The 22,511-nt window shown below is 65.0% G+C and carries 23 protein-coding genes; 9 read left to right on the forward strand and 14 right to left on the reverse strand.

What is annotated here, in order from left to right; genetic code table 11:
- Window positions 1-129 precede the first annotated feature (129 nt).
- Window positions 130-1,935: a type IV-A pilus assembly ATPase PilB gene (gene pilB, locus FHR96_RS14360; RefSeq protein ID WP_183388377.1), complete on the forward strand. Its 1,806-nt coding sequence runs from the start codon at window positions 130-132 to the stop codon at window positions 1,933-1,935.
- A gap of 82 nt (window positions 1,936-2,017) precedes the next feature.
- A complete protein-coding gene (locus tag FHR96_RS14365) occupies window positions 2,018-3,250 on the forward strand; it encodes a type II secretion system F family protein (RefSeq protein ID WP_183388378.1) in 1,233 nt (410 codons plus the stop codon).
- A gap of 43 nt (window positions 3,251-3,293) precedes the next feature.
- Here the strand turns inward: FHR96_RS14365 and FHR96_RS14370 are convergent, their stop codons facing one another.
- The gene (locus tag FHR96_RS14370; protein WP_183388379.1) at window positions 3,294-3,938 is read right to left on the reverse strand and encodes a TetR/AcrR family transcriptional regulator; all 645 of its coding nucleotides are present in this window, start codon (window positions 3,936-3,938) and stop codon (window positions 3,294-3,296) included.
- 257 nt (window positions 3,939-4,195) lie between these two features.
- Here FHR96_RS14370 and lexA point away from each other — a divergent pair, with 257 nt between their 5' ends.
- Both lexA and dinB read left to right on the forward strand, forming a co-directional pair.
- Window positions 4,196-4,858 carry a transcriptional repressor LexA gene (gene lexA / locus FHR96_RS14375; protein WP_183388380.1) on the forward strand — a complete coding sequence of 221 codons (663 nt, stop codon included), beginning with the start codon at window positions 4,196-4,198 and terminating at the stop codon, window positions 4,856-4,858.
- A 43-nt stretch (window positions 4,859-4,901) separates the two neighbouring features.
- The gene (dinB, locus tag FHR96_RS14380) at window positions 4,902-5,957 is read left to right on the forward strand and encodes a DNA polymerase IV (protein WP_183388381.1); all 1,056 of its coding nucleotides are present in this window, start codon (window positions 4,902-4,904) and stop codon (window positions 5,955-5,957) included.
- 31 nt (window positions 5,958-5,988) lie between these two features.
- Here dinB and FHR96_RS14385 read toward each other — a convergent pair whose 3' ends face one another.
- The 3 genes from FHR96_RS14385 to purU all read right to left on the reverse strand — a co-directional run bounded on the left by FHR96_RS14385 (window position 5,989) and on the right by purU (window position 8,064).
- Entirely contained in the window at window positions 5,989-6,327 is a 339-nt protein-coding gene (locus FHR96_RS14385; RefSeq protein WP_183388382.1) for a hypothetical protein, read from the reverse strand.
- A gap of 172 nt (window positions 6,328-6,499) precedes the next feature.
- Window positions 6,500-7,171, reverse strand: a complete 672-nt coding sequence (locus FHR96_RS14390; RefSeq protein WP_183388383.1) for an energy-coupling factor ABC transporter permease — start codon at window positions 7,169-7,171, stop codon at window positions 6,500-6,502.
- A gap of 38 nt (window positions 7,172-7,209) precedes the next feature.
- Window positions 7,210-8,064: a formyltetrahydrofolate deformylase gene (gene purU, locus FHR96_RS14395; RefSeq protein WP_183388384.1), complete on the reverse strand. Its 855-nt coding sequence runs from the start codon at window positions 8,062-8,064 to the stop codon at window positions 7,210-7,212.
- 238 nt (window positions 8,065-8,302) lie between these two features.
- Between purU and FHR96_RS14400 the strand changes: the two genes are divergently transcribed.
- Window positions 8,303-9,898 (forward strand): ribonuclease J, encoded by a 1,596-nt coding sequence (locus FHR96_RS14400; protein WP_183388441.1) that lies wholly within the window; start codon window positions 8,303-8,305, stop codon window positions 9,896-9,898.
- Between the two features lie 146 nt (window positions 9,899-10,044).
- Here FHR96_RS14400 and FHR96_RS14405 read toward each other — a convergent pair whose 3' ends face one another.
- From FHR96_RS14405 to mobA, 7 genes are all read right to left on the reverse strand, one after another.
- Window positions 10,045-10,338: an H-NS family histone-like protein gene (locus tag FHR96_RS14405; protein WP_183388385.1), complete on the reverse strand. Its 294-nt coding sequence runs from the start codon at window positions 10,336-10,338 to the stop codon at window positions 10,045-10,047.
- A 232-nt stretch (window positions 10,339-10,570) separates the two neighbouring features.
- Complete coding sequence (gene moaA, locus FHR96_RS14410) at window positions 10,571-11,563, reverse strand: GTP 3',8-cyclase MoaA (RefSeq protein WP_183388386.1); 993 nt, start codon at window positions 11,561-11,563, stop codon at window positions 10,571-10,573.
- Window positions 11,560-12,021: a molybdopterin synthase catalytic subunit MoaE gene (gene moaE / locus FHR96_RS14415; RefSeq protein WP_183388387.1), complete on the reverse strand. Its 462-nt coding sequence runs from the start codon at window positions 12,019-12,021 to the stop codon at window positions 11,560-11,562. The genes moaA and moaE overlap by 4 nt, the downstream gene beginning before the upstream one ends.
- Window positions 12,022-12,023: 2 nt before the next feature.
- A complete protein-coding gene (moaC, locus tag FHR96_RS14420; RefSeq protein ID WP_183388388.1) occupies window positions 12,024-12,833 on the reverse strand; it encodes a cyclic pyranopterin monophosphate synthase MoaC in 810 nt (269 codons plus the stop codon).
- A gap of 10 nt (window positions 12,834-12,843) precedes the next feature.
- A complete protein-coding gene (moeA, locus tag FHR96_RS14425; protein ID WP_183388389.1) occupies window positions 12,844-14,097 on the reverse strand; it encodes a molybdopterin molybdotransferase MoeA in 1,254 nt (417 codons plus the stop codon).
- Window positions 14,094-14,681 (reverse strand): molybdopterin-guanine dinucleotide biosynthesis protein B, encoded by a 588-nt coding sequence (gene mobB, locus FHR96_RS14430; protein WP_183388390.1) that lies wholly within the window; start codon window positions 14,679-14,681, stop codon window positions 14,094-14,096. Before mobB ends, moeA begins: the two co-directional genes overlap by 4 nt.
- Window positions 14,678-15,265 carry a molybdenum cofactor guanylyltransferase MobA gene (gene mobA, locus FHR96_RS14435; RefSeq protein WP_183388391.1) on the reverse strand — a complete coding sequence of 196 codons (588 nt, stop codon included), beginning with the start codon at window positions 15,263-15,265 and terminating at the stop codon, window positions 14,678-14,680. Before mobA ends, mobB begins: the two co-directional genes overlap by 4 nt.
- Before the next feature lie 217 nt (window positions 15,266-15,482).
- On the opposite strand from mobA, the gene FHR96_RS14440 reads away from it, so the two are divergent.
- A complete protein-coding gene (locus FHR96_RS14440; RefSeq protein WP_183388392.1) occupies window positions 15,483-16,067 on the forward strand; it encodes a cupin domain-containing protein in 585 nt (194 codons plus the stop codon).
- Window positions 16,068-16,161: 94 nt separating this feature from the next.
- Here FHR96_RS14440 and mmsB read toward each other — a convergent pair whose 3' ends face one another.
- From mmsB to FHR96_RS14455, 3 genes are all read right to left on the reverse strand, one after another.
- Window positions 16,162-17,064, reverse strand: coding sequence for a 3-hydroxyisobutyrate dehydrogenase (mmsB, locus tag FHR96_RS14445; protein WP_183388393.1), 903 nt, complete (start codon window positions 17,062-17,064; stop codon window positions 16,162-16,164).
- 231 nt (window positions 17,065-17,295) lie between these two features.
- Window positions 17,296-18,450, reverse strand: a complete 1,155-nt coding sequence (locus FHR96_RS14450) for an enoyl-CoA hydratase/isomerase family protein (RefSeq protein WP_183388394.1) — start codon at window positions 18,448-18,450, stop codon at window positions 17,296-17,298.
- Between the two features lie 22 nt (window positions 18,451-18,472).
- On the reverse strand, window positions 18,473-19,639 hold the full coding sequence (locus tag FHR96_RS14455; RefSeq protein WP_183388395.1) for an acyl-CoA dehydrogenase family protein: 1,167 nt from the start codon (window positions 19,637-19,639) through the stop codon (window positions 18,473-18,475).
- A 231-nt stretch (window positions 19,640-19,870) separates the two neighbouring features.
- Here FHR96_RS14455 and FHR96_RS14460 point away from each other — a divergent pair, with 231 nt between their 5' ends.
- The 3 genes from FHR96_RS14460 (at window position 19,871) to FHR96_RS14470 (ending at window position 22,501) form a co-directional block, all read left to right on the forward strand.
- Window positions 19,871-20,314, forward strand: a complete 444-nt coding sequence (locus FHR96_RS14460) for a MerR family transcriptional regulator (protein WP_183388396.1) — start codon at window positions 19,871-19,873, stop codon at window positions 20,312-20,314.
- 110 nt (window positions 20,315-20,424) lie between these two features.
- Window positions 20,425-22,116, forward strand: a complete 1,692-nt coding sequence (locus FHR96_RS14465; RefSeq protein ID WP_183388397.1) for an AMP-binding protein — start codon at window positions 20,425-20,427, stop codon at window positions 22,114-22,116.
- Between the two features lie 79 nt (window positions 22,117-22,195).
- Window positions 22,196-22,501 carry a hypothetical protein gene (locus FHR96_RS14470; RefSeq protein WP_183388398.1) on the forward strand — a complete coding sequence of 102 codons (306 nt, stop codon included), beginning with the start codon at window positions 22,196-22,198 and terminating at the stop codon, window positions 22,499-22,501.
- The last annotated feature ends 10 nt before the right edge of the window (window positions 22,502-22,511 follow it).

Genomic DNA, 22,511 nt, shown 5'->3' on the forward strand with positions numbered 1-22,511 from the left:
TAGATGGCCATGCATCATCATACTAAAGTCTTACTCAATACCCACCGTCGCTGGGCGGGAGCAAGGCATAAGGACTAGAATCTTGGCTATGCAACCTTAGACCGTCGCTCCATCCGCCCAGGGAACTGCATGAACGACAACCACTCCGCTTCTGCCGAACACCCCAAGCCGACGACTACCCCTGACTCGCGCCCTTCTCAGGCGCTGGGCCGCAGCAGAGTGCGTCATGGCATGCGAGGTCTGTCCCGACGGCTGGTGGAGGAAGGGCTGTTGAACGAGGCCGCGGCCACCCGCGCCGAGCAGGAGGCCCACGACTCGGAGGTTTCGCTGCTGGAGCACGCCATCCGAACCGGCCTGGTCTCGGCCCGACAGGCCACCTTGGCCGCCGCTCGAGAATACGGCCTGCCCATCATCGATCTCGACGCCCTGCGCCATCAAAGCCTGCCGCCCGCCCAGGAGTACCCGGAACGCATTCTGCGCAAGCTGGGCGTACTCCCCCTGCATCGTCATGGGCATCGACTCACGGTCGCCGTGCCCTACCCGAGCACCCTGGCCCTGCTGGACGAGCTACAGTTCGCCACCGGCTTGACGCCGGAAGGCATCCTGGCACCGGTGGACCAGTTGGGCCCGGTGGTCGAGGCCTACCTGTCGCATGGCGAGGCATCGATGCTCGATGAACTCACGGCCGCCGACGACGGCATCGGCGAGCTGCAGTACGAAGATGAGGCCACCGACGCTCGCAACGAATCGCAGGCCAGCGCCACCGCCAGTGACGACGCGCCGATCGTCAAGTTCGTGAACAAGATCCTGCTGGATGCTATCCGCCGCGGTGCGTCGGATATCCACTTCGAGCCTTACGAGACCAGCTATCGGGTGCGCTTTCGCATCGATGGCCTCCTCCACGATGTGGCCCATCCACCCTTTGCCATGCGCACGCGTATCGCCGCACGCCTCAAGGTGATGTCGCGGCTGGATATCTCCGAGCGCCGCCTCCCCCAGGACGGCGCCATCAAGCTGAAGATATCGTCCACGCGTTCCATCGACTTTCGCGTCAACTCGCTGCCTACCGTTTACGGCGAAAAGCTGGCGCTGCGGATCCTCGACCCGGCCTCGGCGCAGATGGGCATCGAGGAGCTCGGCTTCACCGCCGAGCAGCGCGCCATGTACGAGGCGGTACTGGACCAGCCGCAGGGCATGGTCCTGGTGACCGGCCCCACCGGCAGTGGCAAGACGGTGACGCTCTACACCGGCATCAACATGCTCAACGAGATCGAGCGCAATATCTGCACCGCCGAAGACCCGGTGGAGATCAAGGTCCCTGGAGTCAACCAGGTCAATGTCTTGCCCAGGATCGGCCTGGACTTCGCCAGCGCCCTGCGCGCCTTCCTGCGGCAGGACCCTGACGTGGTGATGGTCGGTGAGATCCGCGATCTGGAAACCGCCGAGATCGCCGTGAAAGCCTCACAGACCGGCCATCTGGTGCTCTCCACCGTACACACCAACTCCGCGGCAGAGACGCTGACGCGCCTGGCCAACATGGGCGTGCCCCCCTTCAACATTGCCAGTTCGGTGAGTCTGATCATTGCCCAGCGCCTGGCGCGGCGACTGTGCCATCACTGCAAACAGCCGACCGAGATTCCCCGTGAGACGCTGCTGGCACAGGGTTTCAGCGAGACCGAGGTCGACGGCGCAGCCCTGTTCGAGCCCGTTGGCTGCCAGCACTGTACCCAAGGCTTCAAGGGCCGCGTCGGTATCTACGAGGTGGTACCGATCAGCGAGTCGATGAGCCGCCTGATCATGACCCACGGCAACGCCATGGACTTCGACGCCCAGGCTCGCGAGGAAGGCCACCCGGACCTGCGGCGCAGCGGGCTGATGAAGGTCATCCAGGGAGTGACTAGCCTGGCCGAGGTCAATCGCGTGACAACGGATTGAGGACCCGTCACTTCTCCACCGCCCCCGCATAACGACTCACGACTCACGACTCACCGCTCACCAGACCGCAGGAAATGCCAGCATGCCCACCGCCACCATGCGCAAGCCGCAAAAGTTGAAGCTCTATCGCTGGCGATGGTCCGGCAAGGGGCCACAGGGTCGCAAGATCGGCGGTGAGATCATCGCCTCGAGGCGCATCGAGGTCGAGCGCGAGCTCACCAGCCAGAACATCATCGTCAAGAGCATCCGCCGCAAGAGCGGCATCGGTAGCGGCATGGGAAAGGTCAAGCCGCGCGATACCATGCTGTTCGCACGCCAGATGGCAACCATGATCCGCGCCGGAGTCCCGGCCATGCAGGCATTCCAGGTGGTGGCCGAGAGCATGAAGAAACCGGCCATGCGCGCCCTGGTACAGGAATTGATGAATGAGGTGGCCGCCGGTGCCAGCTTTTCGGAGGCACTGAGGCGTCATCCGCACGACTTCGACCGGCTGTTCTGCAATCTGGTGGAGGCCGGCGAGCAATCCGGTTCGCTGGACCGCATGCTCGAACGCGTCGCCACCTACAAGGAAAAGGTTGAGTCCATCAAGTCGCGGGTGAAAAAGGCACTTTGGTACCCGGCCGCGGTGATTGCGGTGGGCATCGGGGTCACCGCCCTGCTGCTGATCAAGGTGGTGCCACAGTTCGAAGGCCTGTTCCGCGGCTTCGGCGCCGAACTGCCGGCGATGACACGCATGACGATTCAGCTCTCGGAACTCGCCCAGCAATACTGGCTCAGTGCGCTGGGTGTCGTGGTGATCGCGCTTTTCCTTATCCGGGCCGGCATCAAACGCTCCGACACCTTCGCCTACCGCATGCACACCCTGTCGTTACGCCTTCCGGTGGTGGGCGACATCCTCGACAAGTCCTGCGTGGCGCGCTTCTCACGCACCCTGGCCACCACGTTCGCAGCCGGGGTACCGCTGGTCGAGGCGCTGGAAACGGCCGCCGGCGCCTCCGGGAACAAGGTCTACGAACGTGTGGTGCATCAGATTCGCGATGACGTGGCCACCGGTCAACAGCTGCACTTCGCCATGCGCCTCAGCGAACGCTTCCCGGCCCTGGCCGTGCAGATGGTCGGTATCGGCGAGGAAGCCGGCGCCCTGGACGCCATGCTCAACCGCGTCGCGGACTATTACGAGGAGGAAGTCGACAACAAGGTCGATGCGCTCACTTCCCTGCTCGAGCCCTTCATCATCGTGGTACTCGGCATGCTGGTCGGCGGCCTGGTGATCTCCATGTATCTACCGATCTTCGAGCTGGGGACGGTGATTTAGGGGTAAGGGGACAAGGCGCGAGAAGCCTGTCGAACCTCGGGCCTTACCCCGGCAGCGGCGCCTGCATGGCAGAAACCACGACAGGCCGCAGGCGAAGCACCAGATCGCTCACCGAGACGCGTTCGCCATAGTCGTGCTCGGCGATGTCGCGCAGCGCATCCAGCCCAGAGAGGGTGAAGATCACCGAACCGAGGATGAAATGCAGGCGCCAGAAGCGTTCGGCATCCGGCAGCTCCGGCGTGGCTCGCCTCACCAGCTCGGTAAAGCGGGTGAAGACATCGCCGTACTCGCTCTGAATGTAACCACGCAGGTGGCCCTGGGCCTGACTATAGGCGAGCCCCAGCAGACGCATGAATACCTTCAGGCTGTTGCGCTCGGCCGGCACCTCGAGCACCGTCCTGGCCATGGTCTCGAGCAGCTCTTCCAACGGAATCTCGCTTCCATCCCGTTCATGTCGGGCTTCCAGCTCATCCAGCGCACGGTGAAAGCGCTCGGTAAAGGGATCGAGATAGCGCGCGAAGACCGCCTGGATCAGCGACTTCTTGGAACCGAAGTGATAGTTGACTGCAGCCAGGTTGACCTTGGCCTTGCTGGTGATGTTGCGCAGCGACGTCTCGGCGAAGCCGCGTTCGGCGAACAGCACCTCGGCGGTATCGAGAATGCGAGTGACGGTATCGGGCTGGGCCATCGTGTCAATCCGGGGTAGGCAGAGGTTTAAATTGAACGCTCAGTTAGAAACGATTGTTTGAATCTTCGTACAGTCTAAGACAGTGAGGGATTTACCTCAACGAGGTCAAGCGCCATACGTTTGAAACGAGTCAACTTCCTGGATGCGGAAGGGCTGGCCGACAGCCTCTGCTGACGGTACAAGATGGCTTTTACTGGATGGAATCCCATGCTGTATACTTAACCAATAATCGCCTAGCCATCCGCTCCGGAGGTCGCATGACACGCCCCCTCACGCCACGCCAGCAGAACGTCTACGACTTCATCGTCAAGACCATGAACGAGTTGGGCTATCCCCCCACCCGAGCGGAGATCTCCCGGGCACTGGGGTTCAAGTCGGCCAACGCCGCCGAAGAGCATCTGCGCGCCCTGGAGCGCAAGGGGGTCATCCGGGTGATCCGCGGTACCTCAAGGGGCATCCGCCTTCCCGTTCAGGAGGCCGAACCTGCCGCCGCCGGAGAGGCCTCCAACGACGAGCCGAGCCAAGGTCTGCCGATCATTGGCGAAGTGGCCGCCGGCAGCCCCATCCTCGCCGCCGAACACATCGACCGTTACTGCCCGCTGCCTCCCGAGTATTTCACCCCGCGAGCCGACTACCTGCTTCGGGTGCGGGGTCTGTCGATGAAGGACGTGGGCATCCTGGAGGGTGACCTGCTGGCCGTGCATCGCACCGACCGCATCCGCGACGGCCAGATCGTGGTGGCGCGTCTCGAGGAGGAAGTGACCGTCAAGCGCTTCCATCGCCAGGGGCATCACGTGCGGCTCGAGGCGGAGAATCCCGACTTTGCCGCCATCGAGATTGACCTGCGCCACGAGGCACTCGAGATCGAGGGCATTGGCGTGGGGGTGATACGCGGCGGCAACGGTCAGGCGCTAGCCTGACGCAGGCTACGCCCGCCTGGCGTCGAGCCACCATACGAATGACATGAACTCACAGCGCAAGATCCTGCACGCCGACTGCGACTGCTTCTACGCGGCGGTCGAGATGCGCGATGATCCCAGCCTGCGCGATATTCCCCTGGCCATCGGCCGCTCGCGCGAGCATCGCGGGGTCATCGCCACCTGCAACTATCCGGCTCGGGCCTACGGCATTCACTCGGCGATGCCTACAGCCCAGGCCCTGCGCCTGTGTCCTCACCTCACCTTGCTGCCCGGCGACTTCGACAAGTATCGCGAGGTATCGCGGCAGATCCAGACGATCTTCCATGAGCTGACGCCCCTGGTCGAGCCACTCTCGCTGGACGAGGCCTACCTGGATGTGACTGGCGTCGAGGGCTTCCAGGGTAGCGCCACCTGGATGGCGCAGTGGCTCAAACGGGAGTGCCTGGCCCGAACCGGCATCACGGTGTCGGTGGGCGTCGCGCCTGCCAAGTTCCTGGCCAAGGTGGCCAGCGACTGGGACAAGCCCGATGGCTTGACGGTGATACCGCCGGAGCAAGTGGACAGCTTCGTAGCCAGTCTGCCGGTCAAGAAATTGCATGGCGTCGGACCTGCCACCGGTGCGCGACTGGAAGCCTTGGGCGTAGGAAACTGCGCGGAGCTTCGACGCTTGCCACGCGAGCGATTGATCGAGGAGTTCGGAAAGTTCGGCCACCGGCTGTTCGAACTGGCCAGAGGCATCGACGAGCGTCCGGTGAAGATCGAGCGAGAACGCAAGTCAGTGAGCGTCGAGACCACCTTCGACAGCGACCTCCCCGACCTCGGCCAGGCCAGGGACGGCCTGGCGCCTCTCTGCGACCGGCTCGAGGAACGCCTGGAGCGCCATGGACGCCCGGCGATCGCCGGGCTGTTCGTGAAGGTCCGCTTCGACGACTTCAGCCTGACCACCCTCGAGAGCCGCGGCCAGGCCATCGACCGGCCCAGCTTCGAGCGCTTGCTGGCACAGGCCTGGGCCCGCGCCGAACGGCCCGTGCGGCTGCTGGGGGTGGGCGTGCGATTGCAACCCGAAGCCGCCCGCCAGCAGTTGACCCTGCCACTATAGCGCCCGTCGCCCGTCGCCCGTCGCCCGTCGCTCAGTTTATTCGATCGATGATTTGCACTTCATGCAGCGCGACCCCATGACGCCGTGCCGCCTGACATCGTTCGTCGTTGCTTTCCTTGCTGGCCAGCCGGTAAATGGCGACACGGCGTGGCAGGAACACCAGCTCCGCCAGGGCCCAGGCCACCAGGAAACCACAGCCGGCCAGCCACCAGCCGGTGGGATCGAAGCCTAGTGCCAGACCATAGCTGATCACCGGGGTCATCAGCAGGGCGAACCAAAGCTGATGCAGGCCAAGAAAGCGATGGTCACTCAGCAGTTGGCGGCGGATCAGCCTGGCAGAACGCGCTACAGGGGAAGCCGTCAGGGTCATGTCGAGTCTGAGCCACTACGAAGATGGCCTTACTGTGACAAACCTGGCGCCGATCAATCCCCACATCACGCGCCTAAAGCACTCGCTAATTCAGCTAAAGTTACATTAAAGATACTTTTTGACACATATCGACACTTGAGAGACGCCGATTCACTTCCTGGCGGCAACGCCACTACTTGGTATCGATATAGCGATGGGCGTTGAAGGTGGCGACCCACTCGGGGTGATAGACCATCAGGATGCTCATCAACATGCCGGTGATGAAGGCTTCCGAAGGCATCAGCAGCGGCAGGAAGCGGGCATACTCCAGGGCCTGGTGCATCGACTGGATATCGGTAGCACCGAGCGCCATCAATCCAACCGCGGCCAGCCCACTGCCCAGCGCGGTGAACGCCGAGCCGAAGAAGGCGCACACGAACAGGAAGACCATCAGATGATCGGGCAGGCGTCGGTCGACCCATCGCCAGACGAGGCTGATGATCAGCACCGGCACCACGCCGGTCACCAGCACATTGACGCCCAGCAGTGGCCAGGCATCCCGCCCCAGCAGCACCATGGCCAGGTTCACCAGGGTCACCGACACCAGCGCCAACGGCGCCTTGAACAGCAGCGTCAGCAAGGCGGTGAACATCAGGTGAAGGGTCAGCCAGTCGACCGCCTGGGCCCTGAGCAACCACAGGAGCATGACCATGACAGTGGCCGCCAACCAACGATGCTGAAGGGCACGATCGACCAGTAGCGCCTGCCAAGGACGACGTGTCAGCGCCAGCCCGAGAAAGGCCAGTGACATGCCGCTTCCCAGCCACAGCAGCCAAGGCGCCAGCACCGGCTCGGAAAAGGACATCGCGCCGCTCCCGATTGCGGTACGTCCTCGCCGGCGATCTAGGCGAAGACCACCGTCTTGTTGCCATGCACCAGCACACGATCCTCGAGATGCCAGCGCAAGCCGCGAGCAAGCACGGCCTTCTCCACGTCGCGGCCAAAGCGCACCAGATCGTTGGGCGTGTGACAGTGGCTGACGCGATGGATGTCCTGCTCGATGATCGGACCGGCATCCAGGTCTTCGGTGACGTAGTGGCAGGTGGCGCCGATCAGCTTGACGCCACGCTGGTACGCCTGATGGTAAGGCTTGGCACCGGCGAAGGACGGCAAGAAACTGTGGTGAATGTTGATCACGCGACCGGCATATCGCTCGCAGAGGCTGGGCGGCAGGATCTGCATGTAGCGCGCCAGCACCACGCAATCGGCCCGCGTTTCATCAACCAGGCGTTGCACCTCGGCGAAAGCGACCGACTTGTCGTCGGGATCGACCGGGACGTGATGGTAGGGAATACCGTGCCACTCGGTCAGCGAGCGCATGTCATCATGATTGGAAATCACCGCGGCGATGTCGCAGTCGAGCTCATTGGCGGTCCAGCGATACAGCAGGTCCACCAGGCAGTGGCTCTCGCGGGATACCATCAATACCACGCGACGACGCTGATGGGTATCGGTCAGCGCCCAGTCCATGCCGAATTCATCGGCAATGGGTGAGAAGGCATCGCGCAAGGCCTCGGCGGACATACCGATGGAATCGGCCAGGATCACGTAGCGCATGAAGAAGCGCCCCGACTCCAGGTCGGAGTGTTGGCTGGCTTCGGTGATGGAGCCGCCCTGGCCGGTAATGAAACTCGAGACGCGCGATACGATCCCCAATCTATCGGGGCAGGAAACCACGAGCCGGTAATAGTGTGACATCGAAAGACCGTAACCCTGGAAGTGTCGAACGGACCTGCATTGTAGCGAAATCCCCGGCGCAGGACAGACCCGTTCACCAGTGATTCCGTCGCGTTGTGGGCCAACGCCACGATCCCGTATAGTGAAAACCACATTTTCCGTTCCCGGCCCCTCGATGCCTCAAGCCCGCGTCCAGATTCGCCCCCGCCGCCGCCCTCCCCTGCGTTTCCTGCCGCTGGGGGGCTGCGGGGAGATCGGCATGAACCTCAACCTCTACGGCTACGGGGAGAAGAACCACGAGGAGAGCTGGATCGCCGTGGATTGCGGCATGATGATCCGTCAGGATCTGCCCGACAGCCCGCTTCAGGTCCCTGACCTGTCGACCCTCGACACGCTGGACATCACGCCCGAGGCGCTGATCATCACCCACGGCCACGAAGACCATATCGGCGCTGCCGCCTGGCTGTGGCCCCAGTGGGGATGTCCGATCCACGCCACTCCTCTGGCGGCCGGCCTGCTGCGTGCCAAGTTCGCCGAGCGTGGCCTCAGCCAGCAGGCCATTCAGGTCATCGAACCCGGAGAGGCGCTGAGCGTCGGCGCCTTCACCCTGCGCTACCTGCCACTGACGCACTCAATCCCCGAGAGCTGCGCACTGCTGATTGCTGCCGGCTGCCATCGGGTGCTGCACACCGGTGACTGGAAACTCGATCCGGCTCCGCTGATCGGCCCCACCGTGGATCCCGAGACTTACCGGGCCCTGGCCCCGGTCGACCTGGTGGTGGGGGATTCCACCAACGCCCCCCTGCCAGGGCACTCGCGCAGCGAGGGGCAAGTCGCCGACGCTCTGGCCGCGGCTATCGATGGCTGCCAGGGACGCGTAGTAGTAAGCTGCTTCGCCAGCAACCTGGCCCGCGTGCTGGCCATTGGCCGCGCCGCCGAGCGCTGCGGCCGCCGGGTCAGCCTGATGGGACGCTCGATGGAGCGGATGGTCGGCGTGGCCCGGGGGCTCGGCTATCTGGACGATCTGCCTCCTCTGGTGCCGGTCACCGACCTGGGCTACCTGCCACCCGACGAGGTGCTGGTGGTCGCGACCGGCAGCCAGGGCGAACCCCGCGCGGCGCTGTCGCGTCTCGCCAAGGGCCGGCACCCGCATTTCGAGCTTGAACCCGGCGACAGCGTCATCTTTTCCTCCAAGGCCATCCCGGGCAACGAGCGGCTGATCGAGCGCCTCAAACGGGGCCTGACACGACTCGGCGTGTCGCTGCTGGACGAGACCAACCACGCGGAACTGCACGCCTCGGGCCATCCCGCCCAGGAGGAGCTCGCCACCCTGTATGGCTGGGTCCGTCCCCGTCACCTGCTGCCGGTACATGGCGAATCCCGCCATCAGCAGGCCCATCGGGAAGTGGCCCGGGCACTCGGCATCATGGCCCCGCTGATCCCCCGCAATGGCGACATGATCCGCCTGGACACCGAAGGCCTGCACCTGGAGACGCGTCATCCCCAGACGCCACGCATCATTCATCAGGACGAGGTGGCCAGGCTGCCCGGCCTTGGCGGAAACGTCGAACACCGACATGGCCAGCTGTACCTGGCCCTGACCGTGGCCGCCACCGACGACGGCTGGACGCGTATCGGCCGCCTGCTGCTGGATACCCATGACGCGAGTCCGTTGGACGAGGATGCCTTCAGCGACTGGCTCGACGACTGCCTGGATGACATTCAGGTGGAATCCCTTGCCGAGCTGCGACTGGCGCTGCGCCCCCGCATGCTCGCGTGGTTCGGCGATCATCTGCGCCGCATGCCAGAGATCCATCTGCAGATTCTCGCCGCAGAAGCCGAAATTTCGAAGTAAGGGCTGGGAGTGGTGAGTGGGAGTGGTGAGCCAAATGGCGTGATCTGATCCTGTGCAACAACAAACCCCGAAGGTGGTGACCTTCGGGGTTTACGTTTCACGCTGCGCTTGTCACTGCCCGAATGGCGCGTACATTGGCGCTGGCTTCACGCCTTGTCGGCAGCCTTCTTCGGCGGACGCCCACGCTTGCGCTGCGGCTGTTCGGGGACCAGGTCCTCGATCGACAGGCCGGCTTCGTTGATCTGCTCACGAATTTCGGCCAGCTTGCGAGCCTTGAGAGCCTCTTCTTCCTGGCGCTGACGCTCTTCGTCGTGCTTCTGCTCGATGACCTCGCCGATCACCTCGGCCAGCTTGTGGAGTTGCTCCATGCTGAGTTGACGCGCCGCCGCTCGGGCGACGTTCTTGTTGCGAGCGATGCGCTCCAGGGTATGTTCTGACATTGCCCCCTCCATGAAGAAAATTGACGCACGGCCTATATCTGACCGATGTACGGGAAAGTATATGCGTCACTGTCGCTTTGGCAAGAAAAGCGACACAAAAATACGTCCAGATGATATCGAAAGACCAGGCTGGAGGAGTGGCGATCAGGCCGAAAAACCCTAGGTATTGGTAGAAAGGGAAAAGGCAACGAGGGCGGCATTCCATGCACCCCCCCCGCTCATGGCGGGGTGCCTACCCCCCCGTCATGTTCATGAAGCGTACCACCTGTACATCGCCGTCGGTGGTGAAATGATGGCGCTCGGGCTTGAGAGGCATGGCAGCCACGATGGCCTCCTTGAGGGCATCGATATCGCCGGGATGGCGACGCAGCACGGCGCGCAGATCGACCGAGTGCTCATTACCGAGACACAGCAACAGGCGTCCTTCCACAGTGACCCGGACGCGATTGCAACTGGCGCAGAAGTTATGGCTGTGCGGCGAGATGAAGCCGACCCGAGTATCGCTATCGGGCATCTGAAAATAGCGGGATGGCCCCAGCGTCGACTCGGTGGTGGGCACTAGACGATGACGCGCCTCGATCAATGCCTGGACGTCATCACTGGAACAGAAGGTCTCGTCGCGCGTATGGTCCGAGACGTCACCCAGAGGCATTTCCTCGATGAAACTGATGTCTAGCCCCTCGCGACGCGCGAAGTCCACCAGATCGACGACTTCGTCGTCGTTACGCCCCTTGAGGATGACCGCATTGAGCTTGATCCGCTCGAAGCCAGCCGCCTTGGCCGCACGAATGCCATCGATCACCTTGTCCAGATCCCCCGTGCGGGTCAGTCGACGGAAGCGCTCCTTGTCGAGGGAATCGATGCTGATATTGAGACGCTGGAGCCCCCCTTCCCTCAGCCGCTCGGCATACTTGGGAAGGCTGGCACCGTTGGTGGTCATGGCGAAGTCCTTGAGCCCCGGCAGTGCACCGATGTCCGCCACCAGGCGGTCGATGTCCCGGCGCACCAGCGGCTCGCCTCCCGTCAGTCGGACCTTCTCCACGCCGAGCTCGGTAAAGGCCCTCGCCACCAGTGACAGCTCCTCGAGGGTGAGCACCTGGGCACGAGGCAGGAAGGTCATCTCTTCGCTCATGCAGTAGACGCAGCGAAAATCACACCGATCAGTGACCGAGATGCGGACATAGCGCACTCGCCTGCCGAAATCGTCGATGAGTTCGTCGGTCATGATGAAGTCTCCCAGCGTCTGGCATCCTGATGATCGGTTTCACGTTCGGCCACCCAATAGTCGCCGCTGGCGGAGTGCTCCTTCTTCCAGAAGGGCGCACGGGTCTTGAGGTAATCCATGATGAAATCGCAGGCCTCGAAGGCGGCGCGTCGGTGGGCACTGGCGACTACCACTAACACGATGGGATCCCCGGGGGCCAGACGTCCGACCCGGTGAATCACCCGGATGCCCTGAAGCGGCCAACGCGATTCGGCCTCGTCGGCGATCGACTCGAGGGCCGACTCGGTCATGCCCGGATAATGCTCCAGGCTCAGCGCCTCGATGTCAGGTCGCTCGTTGAAATCGCGCACCAGGCCGGTGAAACTGACCACCGCGCCGATATCGGTGCGCTCACCGAGGACTTCCCTCTGAACGGCGCCGGGGTCGAACGTTTGTTGTTGTACGCGCACACGTGACATCTTCAGCCTCCGGTGACCGGGGGAAAGAAGGCGACTTCGTCCTGGGCAGTCAGCGGCGTGGCATTGCCCGCCATCACCTGATTGACGGCACACAGCACGCGCCCTTCCTCGAGGCCGGCGAAGCGAGGGTCCATGGCCTTCAGCGCCGCCTTGAGTCCGCCTACGTCGGCACGCTCGAGCGATTCGAACGGCACGGAAACTTCGCCGACACCGAGGCGCTCACGCAGTTCGGCCAGGCATTTGACCAGTACGCAGGGCTCATCCAGCCCACAGCGAGCCCCCAGGGTCACCTCGCCGGCCTCGCCTTCACCGGTGACGATAGGCGCTTCACCGAGCCCCATATCGCGACGGTAATCGCCGGAGCGGCCGCCACTCTTGGCATCCAGGTGGATCTCGCCAATTTCCATGTCCTTGTCCACTGCCTTGCACATGTCATAGAGCGTCAAACAGGCCACCGACACGGCCGTCAACGCCTCCATCTCGACTCCGGTGCGGCCGGTCAGCCGGCAGCTGGCGGTAACCCGCACGCAGGCGTTGGCTTCGTCCAGCTCGAACGCCACGCTGACCTTGGAGAGGGGCAGCGCATGACACAGCGGGATCAGCTCGTGGGTCCGCTTGGCGGCCTGGATGCCGGCGATCCGGGCCGTCGCCAGCACGTCACCCTTGGGCAGGCCGCCGTCGGCGAGCAGCGCCAGGGTCGCGTGCTGCATGTGGATCACGCCGGAAGCACTCGCCTCGCGGTGCGTCTCGGGCTTGTCACCGACATCGACCATGTGGGCTTCGCCGCGGGCGTTGAGGTGGGTCAGGCTCATGAAAGGGGCCTCATGACAATCGGAAAAGGGGTTGAATGACCACCGCTTCGCCGGGCTCGACCGACCCGCAGGCCGCGTCCAGCTCGATCAGGCAATCGGCGGCCACCATCGAAGACAGGATGCCGGAGCCTTGCGCCCCGGTCGGCCGCACCCAGCGCCGGCCCTGATCATCGCTGCGGAGGACTCCGCGCAGATAATCGGTGCGGCCAGGGCGGCTTCTCAGCGGTGCGTCGGCCAGGGCGTACTGCCGCACGGGCTCGAGATCGGTACGTCCCTGAAGCCGCGTCAGCAGCGGAGCGACGAACTGCAGGAACGTCACCATCACCGCCACCGGGTTGCCGGGCAAGCCGAGGAACGGCACCCGGCGCGCGCCGAGAACGCCACAGGCCAGCGGCCGACCGGGACGAATGGCAATACGCCAGAAGGCCAGCTGCCCCACCGTTTCCAGCGCCTGCCGCGTGTAGTCCGCCTGGCCCACCGATACGCCGCCACTGGTCAGCACCAGATCGGCGCATCGAGCGGCATCATCGAGAGCCGCGACGACGGCCGTGGGATCGTCGCTCAGGATGCCGAGGTCGATCACGTCGGCGCCGTGCTCTACCAGCAGGCCATGCAGGCTGAAGCGGTTGGCGTCGTAGATGCCGGCCGCCGGCAACGGCTCCCCTGGCGCGGTGACCTCGTCGCCGGTGGAGAAGATCGCCACCCGAGGGCGGCGGAACACCACCGCGTGAGCAAGGCCGAGCGATGCCAGCAGGCCCAGTTCGGCGGCACCGAGCCGGTGGCCGACGGCCAGGGCACGCTGGCCTCGGGCAATGTCTTCTCCGGCCTGGCGCACGTGCTGGCCGTGACGCACCACCTCGGGTCGGTCGACGCTCACCTCTGCTGCCGTCTCATGCAACTGCTCGCGCATGATCACCGTATCGGCGCCCGGCGGCAGCGGCGCGCCGGTGGTAATCGCCATGCACTCGCCCGGCGCCAGCGGGACCTCGCAACGATGCCCCGCCAGCACCTCGCCGACCAGCCGCCAGCGCGCCGGGGGCTCGTCCCGCTGTGGCCAGGCCAGGGCGATGCCATCCATGGCGGCATTGGTGTTCTGGGGAACGTCGATGGGGGAGATCACCTCCTCGGCCAGCACCCGACCGTGCAGGTCAACCAGGGGCAATCGCTCCGCAGGCAGAACGCCGGCAACCAGCTCGGCCAGGGCCTGGCGCGCCTCGTCCGGTGTCAGCATGTGCTCGCCGAGATCGAAACAGGACAGCGTCATGCCCGTGGCTCCTGGTGGCGCGGCCGACGCTGGTCGGGCCAGCGACCGGGCCAGGCGGCCACCCAGTCGGCAAGACGCTCGAGGTCGTTGAGATCCAGCGCCTCCACGCCGACCGGCAAGGACGGCGCACCATCGCTGGCCACCGCCTTGATCCAGCCGTCCTCGGCGGCCCGCAGCGGCTTGCCCACGTCTTCACGATAGAGCTCCAGCTTGGGCAGTGGCCAGGCCTTGAAGCCCTCTACCAGCACCAGGTCCGGCGCCTGAGGCCGCACCATGGCAACCAGCTCGGCCAGATCGGCCTCGTCGCGGCCTGGCGTTTCCATCATCAGCGCGATCCGCGCCCGGGAAGCCACCAGCATCGGCTCGGCGCCGGCCTGGCGCAGCCGATGGCTGTCCTTGCCGGGCTGGTCCACGTCGAAGGCGTGGTGGGCGTGCTTGATCACCGCCACCCGAAGCCCGCGCTGACGCAGCGCCGGCAGCAGCCGCTCCAGCAGGGTAGTCTTGCCGGTACCGCTCCAGGCGGCGATGCCCAGCAGCGGCAAGTCATCCAGCAGCGGCAGGGGGCCAGCGTTCGCATCGCTCATGGTCGCGTCTCCTCGAGACGCCGACGATCGGCCTCGGTGTTGAGGTTGGCGAAGGCCTCGGCACAGTCCGACATGTCCACGGGCTGCCAGGCGTGACGCGCATACCAGCGATCGATCTTGCGTTCGCCGGCGGCCAGCGCCTGAGCCAGGTCGTCGGCCAGCGAGCGGCGGATCAGTGCCACCACCGGGTGCAACCGCTCGCCGTCGTGGGCCACGGCGATGTCGGACTCGCCGCGGCCGTCGACCAGGCGAGCGACCAGGTCACCCGGCAGCGACGGGCTGTCGCAGGGCACCACCACTATCCAGTCGGTGGTCGCCGCCCGTAGTCCGCTATAGATCCCCATCAGCGGCCCCTGATACCCCGCCTCGACGTCGCCGATGACCCGGTCGCCCCACTCGGCATAGGCATCGACATGGCGATTGGCATTGATCAGCAGCTCCGCCACACGACCGACGAGGGGTGCACGGGCATGGCAGACCAGGGGGCGACCGGCGAAAGGCGCGAGGCCCTTGTCGCGGCCGCCCATGCGTCGGCCCTGGCCACCGGCCAGGACCAGGCCGGTGAGGGCGTCACGATGGATCACAACGAGGCTCCAGCAGGATGATCGGGCATGGCCTCATGATGCCTCAGCCTCGCCGCAGGTTCCATGACCAGAGGGTCAGGTTCGGTGCCGATCGCGACATCGGAGGCGTCATGACTTATCGCCACGGCCTGCAAACGGTATCATCCGTCAATAATTTTCCACGACATACCATTCTCCGACATGAGCAGGATCGCGGCACGCACCGTGAACGATATCAATGGATGAAGGTTTCGACGTAGGCGCACGCCTCCGCCAACTGCGCCTGGAACGGGGGCTTTCCCAGCGCGAGCTCGCCAAGCGCGCACAGGTCACCAACAGCAGCATCTCGCTGATCGAACAGAACAGCGTCAGCCCCTCGGTGAGTTCGTTGAAGAAGATCCTCGATGCCCTGCCGGTGTCGATCAGCGCCTTCTTCGCCGGGGAGGAAACCAGCCACCCCCGCCCTTTCTACAAGGCCGGCGAGCTGACCGAGATCGGCGACGGCAAGCTTTCCTGGCGGCTGGTCGCCGCCCGACGCCCGGATCGACGCATGTCGGTGCTCCACGAGCGCTATCCACCGGGCGCCGACAGCGGCGAGGAGATGCTCGAACACGACGGAGAGGAAGGCGGCGTGGTGATCTCCGGGCAGATCGAGATCACCGTCAACGGCGAGGTGGAAGTCCTTTCGGAAGGCGACGCCTACTACTTCGATTCACGCCTGCCCCACCGCTTTCGCAACATCGGCGAGCGCGAGTGCGTGATCGTCAGCGCCAATACCCCGCCGTCGTTCTCCGACGGCGGGGAAGAGTTGCATCATGGGTAGTTGTGAGTGGTGAGCGGCGAGCCACGGGCAACATGCTGCCCGTAGCCCGTAGCCCGTAGCCCGTAGCCCGTAGCCCGTAGCCCGTAGCCCGAGGCTAGGACTCCTCCCCTGCCCGATACAGCGCCTGAATGCTGGAAAAGTCGAGCCGACCGCTGCCCTGGGCGCTGTGCAGGGCGAACAGGTTGCGAGCCTGGGAGCCCATGGGCACGCTGGCGCGGGTCTTGAGCGCCAGCTCCCAGGCAAGCCCCAGGTCCTTGGCCATCAGGTCGGTGAGGAAGCCGCCCTGATAGTCGCGGGACGCCGCCGAGCCCTCCATCACCCCCGGCCAGGGGTTATAGACGTTGAGCGCCCAGTTGCCGCCGCTGCTCTGCTTCATGATCTCGGACAGCACGGCGGGATCCAGCCCATTCCTGACGCCCAGTGCCAGTGCCTCTGCCGTGCCGCTCATCAGGATGCCGAGCAGCATGTTGTTGCAGATCTTGGCCACCTGGCCGGCACCCACCTCGCCGGCATGGAAGATGTTCTTGCCCATGACCTCGAGCACCGGCGTCGCCTTCTCGAAGCCGGCCGCGTCCCCGCCGACGATGAAGGTCAGGGTGCCGGCCTTGGCACCGCCGATGCCCCCGGAGACGGGGGCGTCCAGGTAGGTCAGGCCGCGTGCGGCCGCGGCCTCGCCCACCAGGCGAGCATCGTCCGGGGAGATGGTCGAGGCATCGATGATCAGCGGCTGGTGCGCCAGGTCGTCGAGCAGCCCGGGCGACTGGTCGCTGCCGAGATAGAGCCCGCGCACGTGGGCGCCGGCAGGCAGCATGGAGATGACCACCTCGGCGTCGCGACAGGCGGCCGCGGCGCTATCGGCGCGCCGGGCGCCCTGCCCCTCCAGCGCCGCCACGGCATCCTCGACCAGGTCGAAGACGCAGACGTCATGGCCGGCGCCCAGAAGGTTGGCGGCCATCGGCGCGCCCATGTTGCCGAGTCCGATGAAGGCGATTGTCATGGCGTTGCTCCTTGAGTCCGATACAGGAAACACTGCTTGAATGCCGGCGCAGGCAAGTCGCATCATGGCGCGGTGCTGGCACGCCAGCTCGGTCGAAAGCTCGCCTAACCCCTCGTTATGTCTCGCTTTCTGTGCTCCGTGCGCCTTGCGCTTCACTATGCTCGGCGATTTACTCAGCACTTCCTGAAGGCTGTTGATGTTGTTGTGCAATACGGCAACCGCGCGAGTCGACTAGCCGACCCGGCGGCCTACGCCGAGGTCTCTCAACGGGTGCGCCTCGCTCGACCAGGGCGAGGTCAGCATCGCCTGGATGTCGGCCTCGGGAACACCGTTCACGTCAGCATGCGACCAGCGAGGCTGCTTGTCCTTGTCGATCAGCAGGGCACGCACGCCCTCGACCAGGTCGCCGCGCAGACAGCACTGTACAGAGAGCGCGAGTTCGTCGCGGAAGGCGTCGGCCAGGCTGGTGTGGCGATGGCGATCCAGCATTCGCCACACCAGGTGGGCGGTCATGGGGCAGCCGGCGGCAAGCCGGGCGCGATTGGCCGCGAGCCAGGGATCGTCGCGATCGTCGGCCAGGATGCGCGTCACGGCATCGCCGGCACCGACCTCGCCGACCAGCGACTGCAGGTGATCGCGGCGCGGCCAGACCTGGCCCTCGGGCGCGGCGTCCCGAGCCTCGAAACGATCGAGCACGCCCTCCACGGCCAACCGGCAATCGGCCGGCTCGCGATCACCGAAGTCGGCCTCGGCCAGGGCGCCAAGCAGATCATCGCGGCGTTCACGCGGCACGAAGCGGTCCGCCAGCCCCAGGTCCAGGGCGTCGCGGGCATTGAGCTGGGCGCCGGTGAGCCCCAGATAGGCGCCGATGCCGGGGGGCATGCGATTGAGGAACCAGCTGGCGCCGATGTCCGGATAGAGGCCGATGGTGATCTCGGGCATGGCGATGCGCGTGGTCTCGGTGACCAGTCGCTGGAAGCCGCCGGCCATCAGCCCCAGGCCGCCGCCCATGACGATGCCATCGCCCCATACCATCAGCGGCTTGGGATAGGTATGGATACGATGGTCGAGCCGATATTCGGCGGTGAAATAGGTCTCGGGAAACAGGCCGCCGCGCGCCGCACCGCGGACATCCCCTTCCTCGGCGAGAGAGCGGTACAGCGCCACCACGTCACCGCCGGCACAGAACGCCTTGTCACCGGCCCCCTCGAGCCACACAGCGACCATGCTGCGGTCCACCGCCCAGGCCTCTAGCTTGGCCGCCAAAGACTGGATCATCTCCAGCGACAGGGCATTGAGCGACTTCGGGGCATTGAGGGTGGCCACGCCCACCCGGCCGCCACCGCGCGTGGGCAATTCGTCGAAACTGACCGCAAGGTCCGACATCACTGTCTCTCCTGGTGTCCGGTTACTGAAGCGATTCGATGACGCCGTCGGCCAGCAGCCGGCGGGCGACGATCAGCCGCATGATCTCGTTGGTCCCCTCGAGGATCTGGTGGACCCGAGTGTCGCGCACCAACCGCTCCAGGGGATATTCGCGGATATAACCATAGCCGCCGTGCAGTTGCAGGGCCTCGTTGCAAACGTTGAAGCCCATGTCGGTGGCGAAGCGCTTGGCCATGGCGCAATGCGCGGTGGCTTCGGGATCGCCCTGGTCGAGCCGCCAGGCGGCATGGCGCACCATCAGCCGGGCCGCCGTGAGTTCGCTGGCCATGTCGGCGAGCTTGAACTGCAGGGCCTGGAAGCTCGCCAGCTCGCGGCCGAACTGCTTGCGCTCGGCCATGTAGTCGCGCGACAGGGTCAGCGCCTGCTGGGCGGCCCCCAGCGAACAGCTGGCGATGTTCAGGCGACCGCCGTCGAGCCCCTTCATGGCGAACCTGAAGCCCTCGCCCTCATCACCAAGGCGGTTGCCCACCGGCACCCGCACCCCATCGAAGCTGATCAGGCAGGTCGGCTGGCTCTTCCAGCCCATCTTCTCTTCCTTCTTGCCGACCACCACGCCTTCGGCATCGGCCGGCACCAGGATCGCCGAGACGCCAGCGGCGCCGCTGTCCGGTTCGCCGGTGCGCGCCATCACCACCAGCACGTCGGTGGCACCGGCCCCGGAGATGAACATCTTCGAGCCGCTGATGACGTATTCGTCGCCTTCCCTGACCGCCCGGGTCTTGAGGCTGGCGGCATCCGAACCGGCGCCCGGCTCGGTAAGACAGTAGGAGCCCAGGGCATCACCGGCTATCATGGCCGGGACATAGCGCTCGCGCAGGGCATCGCTGCCCCAGCTGGCGACCATCCAGGTCACCATGTTGTGAATGGTCAGGTAGGCGGTGGTGGCGATGCAGCCCTGGGCAAGCTGCTCGAAGATCAGCGACGCATCGAGACGCGACAGGCCCAGGCCGCCCTGCGCCTCCGGTGTGTAGATGCCGAGGAAGCCGGCCTCGCCGGCGCGGCGGATCACGTCAACCGGGAAATGGCTCCGCGCGTCCCAGTCGGCGGCGTGCTCGGCCAGCTCGACCCGGGCGAAATCGGCGGCGGCATCGGCCAGCGCCTTCTGGTCATCGGTGAGCGCAAAATCCATGGGAACCTCTCGTCATACGGCTTGGGAGAACGGGATCCGGGTCGGTCGCCGGCCGGCCGCGCCACACGGGCGATCGCCAACCGGCCACGACAACCAACCTAGCACTTGCTTGGTTTATCCCATATCACCCCATGGTCGAACAAGCACTTTACGTTAACGTAAACCTCGTCTAGGGTTTCCTGACGAGGTGGGAAACCGCCGGCGGACCACCCGGCTACAGGAATGATCGTCATGAGTCGAACCTCATCACAGGCCCCGGAAGCCAGTTCGGACGCCCTGCCCCGGCAGCAGCGTACCTACAGCATCGGCGAGCTGGCGAAAATGTTCGAGGTGACGCCGCGCACCATTCGCTTCTACGAACAGGAAGGACTGCTGGCGCCGAGCCGGCAAGGCCAGAAGCGTATCTACCGCGAGAAGGACCGCGTGCGCCTCAAGCTGACGCTGCGCGGGAAGCGTCTGGGCTTCTCGCTGGCCGAAATCCGGGAAGTGGTGATGATGTACGACGCCATGCCCGACGGAAACGCGCGCCAGCTGAAACGCCTGCTGGAAATCCTCAAGGAGAAGCGCGCCGATCTTGAGCAGCAGCTCGAGGACATCCGCCTGATGCGCATGGAGATCGACGACGTGGATCAGCGGGCGCGAGAGGTGTTGCGCCATCTGGACCAGGAAGACTGAAAGCATCGAGCGACGTTCCTGCAAGCAGCGTCGCTCGATGCCGGCCGGGCCGTGATCCCCGGGGCGCGCACCCCGCTCCCTGCGTTCATGCCACAACAACGAGAGCCACCATGTCACGCCTAACCCGTCACAACAGCTACGTCAGCGGCATCAGCGACACCCCCCTGAAGGGACAGACCATCGGCGACTGCTTCGACGACACCGTCGCCCGTTTTCCCGACCATGACGCCCTGATAAGCCGCCACCAGGGACTGCGCTACAGCTGGAGCACCCTGCAGGACGCGGTAGACCGGGCGGCCCGCGCGCTGCTGGCGCTGGGCGTCGCCAAGGGAGATCGGGTCGGCATCTGGTCGCCGAACTGCGCCGAGTGGACCATCACCCAGTTCGCCACCGCCAAGCTTGGCGCCATTCTGGTCAACATCAACCCAAGCTATCGCACCCACGAGCTGGAATATGCCCTCAAGCAATCGGGCACCTCCACGCTCATCCTGCAAGGTGCCTTCAAGACGTCCGATTACGTCGCCACCCTGGCCGAACTGGTGCCGGAGCTTAGCGAGGGCACACCGGCCCACGTCGACAGCCCCGTACTGCCGGACCTCGAGCGCGTGATCTGCCTCGACGCCGAGCGTGCCCTACCGGGCATGTATACCTGGGAAGGGATGCTCGCCTACGCCGACGAAGTGCCCGCTTCGCGGCTGGCCGAGGTGCAGGCCGGGCTGCAGTTCGACGAACCGATCAATATCCAGTACACCTCGGGCACCACCGGTGCACCCAAGGGCGCTACCCTCTCGCACCACAACATCCTCAACAACGGTTTCTTCGTGGCGCGTACCATGGGCCTCAGCGAGGCCGATCGCATGGTGATCCCGGTGCCGCTCTATCACTGCTTCGGCATGGTGATGGGTAACCTGGGCTGCATGACCCACGGCGCGGCGATGATCTACCCGGGCGACGGTTTCGACCCCCATGCCACCCTGCAGAGCGTTGCCGAAGAGCGCGCCACCGCCCTCTACGGCGTACCGACCATGTTCATCGCCGAGCTGGAGCATCCAGAGTTCGAGACGTTCGATCTCTCCAGCCTGCGCACCGGCGTCATGGCCGGTTCCATCTGCCCCATCGAGGTGATGCGTCGGGTCATCGACCAGATGCACATGGAAGGGGTCACCATCTGCTATGGCATGACCGAGACCAGCCCGGTCAGCCTGCAGACCCAGACCGACGCGCCGCTGGACAAGCGAGTGACCACGGTGGGCACCATTCACCCCCACCTGGAGGTCAAGCTGGTCAGCCCGGACAGCGGTGCGGTGGTACCACGAGGCGAGACCGGCGAACTGTGCACCCGCGGCTACAGCGTGATGCTGGGTTACTGGAACAACGAAGAAGCCACCGACAAGGCCATCGACTCGGCCGGTTGGATGCACACCGGCGACCTGGCGACCATGGATGACGAGGGCTACGTGGCCATCGTGGGACGCATCAAGGACATGATCATCCGCGGCGGCGAGAACATCTACCCCCGCGAGATCGAGGACTTTCTGTACACTCATCCGGCGATCTCCGACGTGCAGGTGATCGGCGTGCCCGACGAAAAGTACGGCGAGGAGGTCATGGCCTGGGTCAAGCTCAGCGACGGAGAAGCGCTCGACGAAGAGGCCCTCAAGGCCTTCTGCCAGGGCAGGATCGCCCACTACAAGGTCCCCCGCTACGTGAAGTTCGTCGACGAGTTTCCGATGACCGTTACCGGCAAGATCCAGAAGTTCAAGATGCGCGAGGAAGCCACCCACGAGCTAGGGCTGGACTGAGCCTCCCGGCGGCTCGGCAGAAATTGCATTGTGGGGCCTTATCGCGATTGAATAGCCTCTCCTCATTCGGGAATGGCGCATGACCTCACTGGCCTGGACACCGCACTCTTGCCGCTTGTGGCAGCGCCTGCTGGCGCTGCTGCTGGTCATGACGTTGGCCATCGCTTCCCTCTCCAGCCATGCCTCCACCGAGGCCTGTCAGGCCGAGTGTGCCACGTTCCAGCTCGACTCGCCCGACTCTGGCGACGCCTGCGGCACGGCCTGTGCCGCGCCCGTCGCGTCCCGGTTTCCGGCGGCAGTGGCCTCTCGCGGCCTGACCGCCGCCGTGGTCACCCTCGCCAGTGACCACGTGCCCCAGCCGCCACGACGCCCTCCAAGATCCTGACGACTCCCCG

It is taken from the genome of Halomonas organivorans, assembly GCF_014192055.1.
GTDB lineage: Bacteria > Pseudomonadota > Gammaproteobacteria > Pseudomonadales > Halomonadaceae > Halomonas > Halomonas organivorans.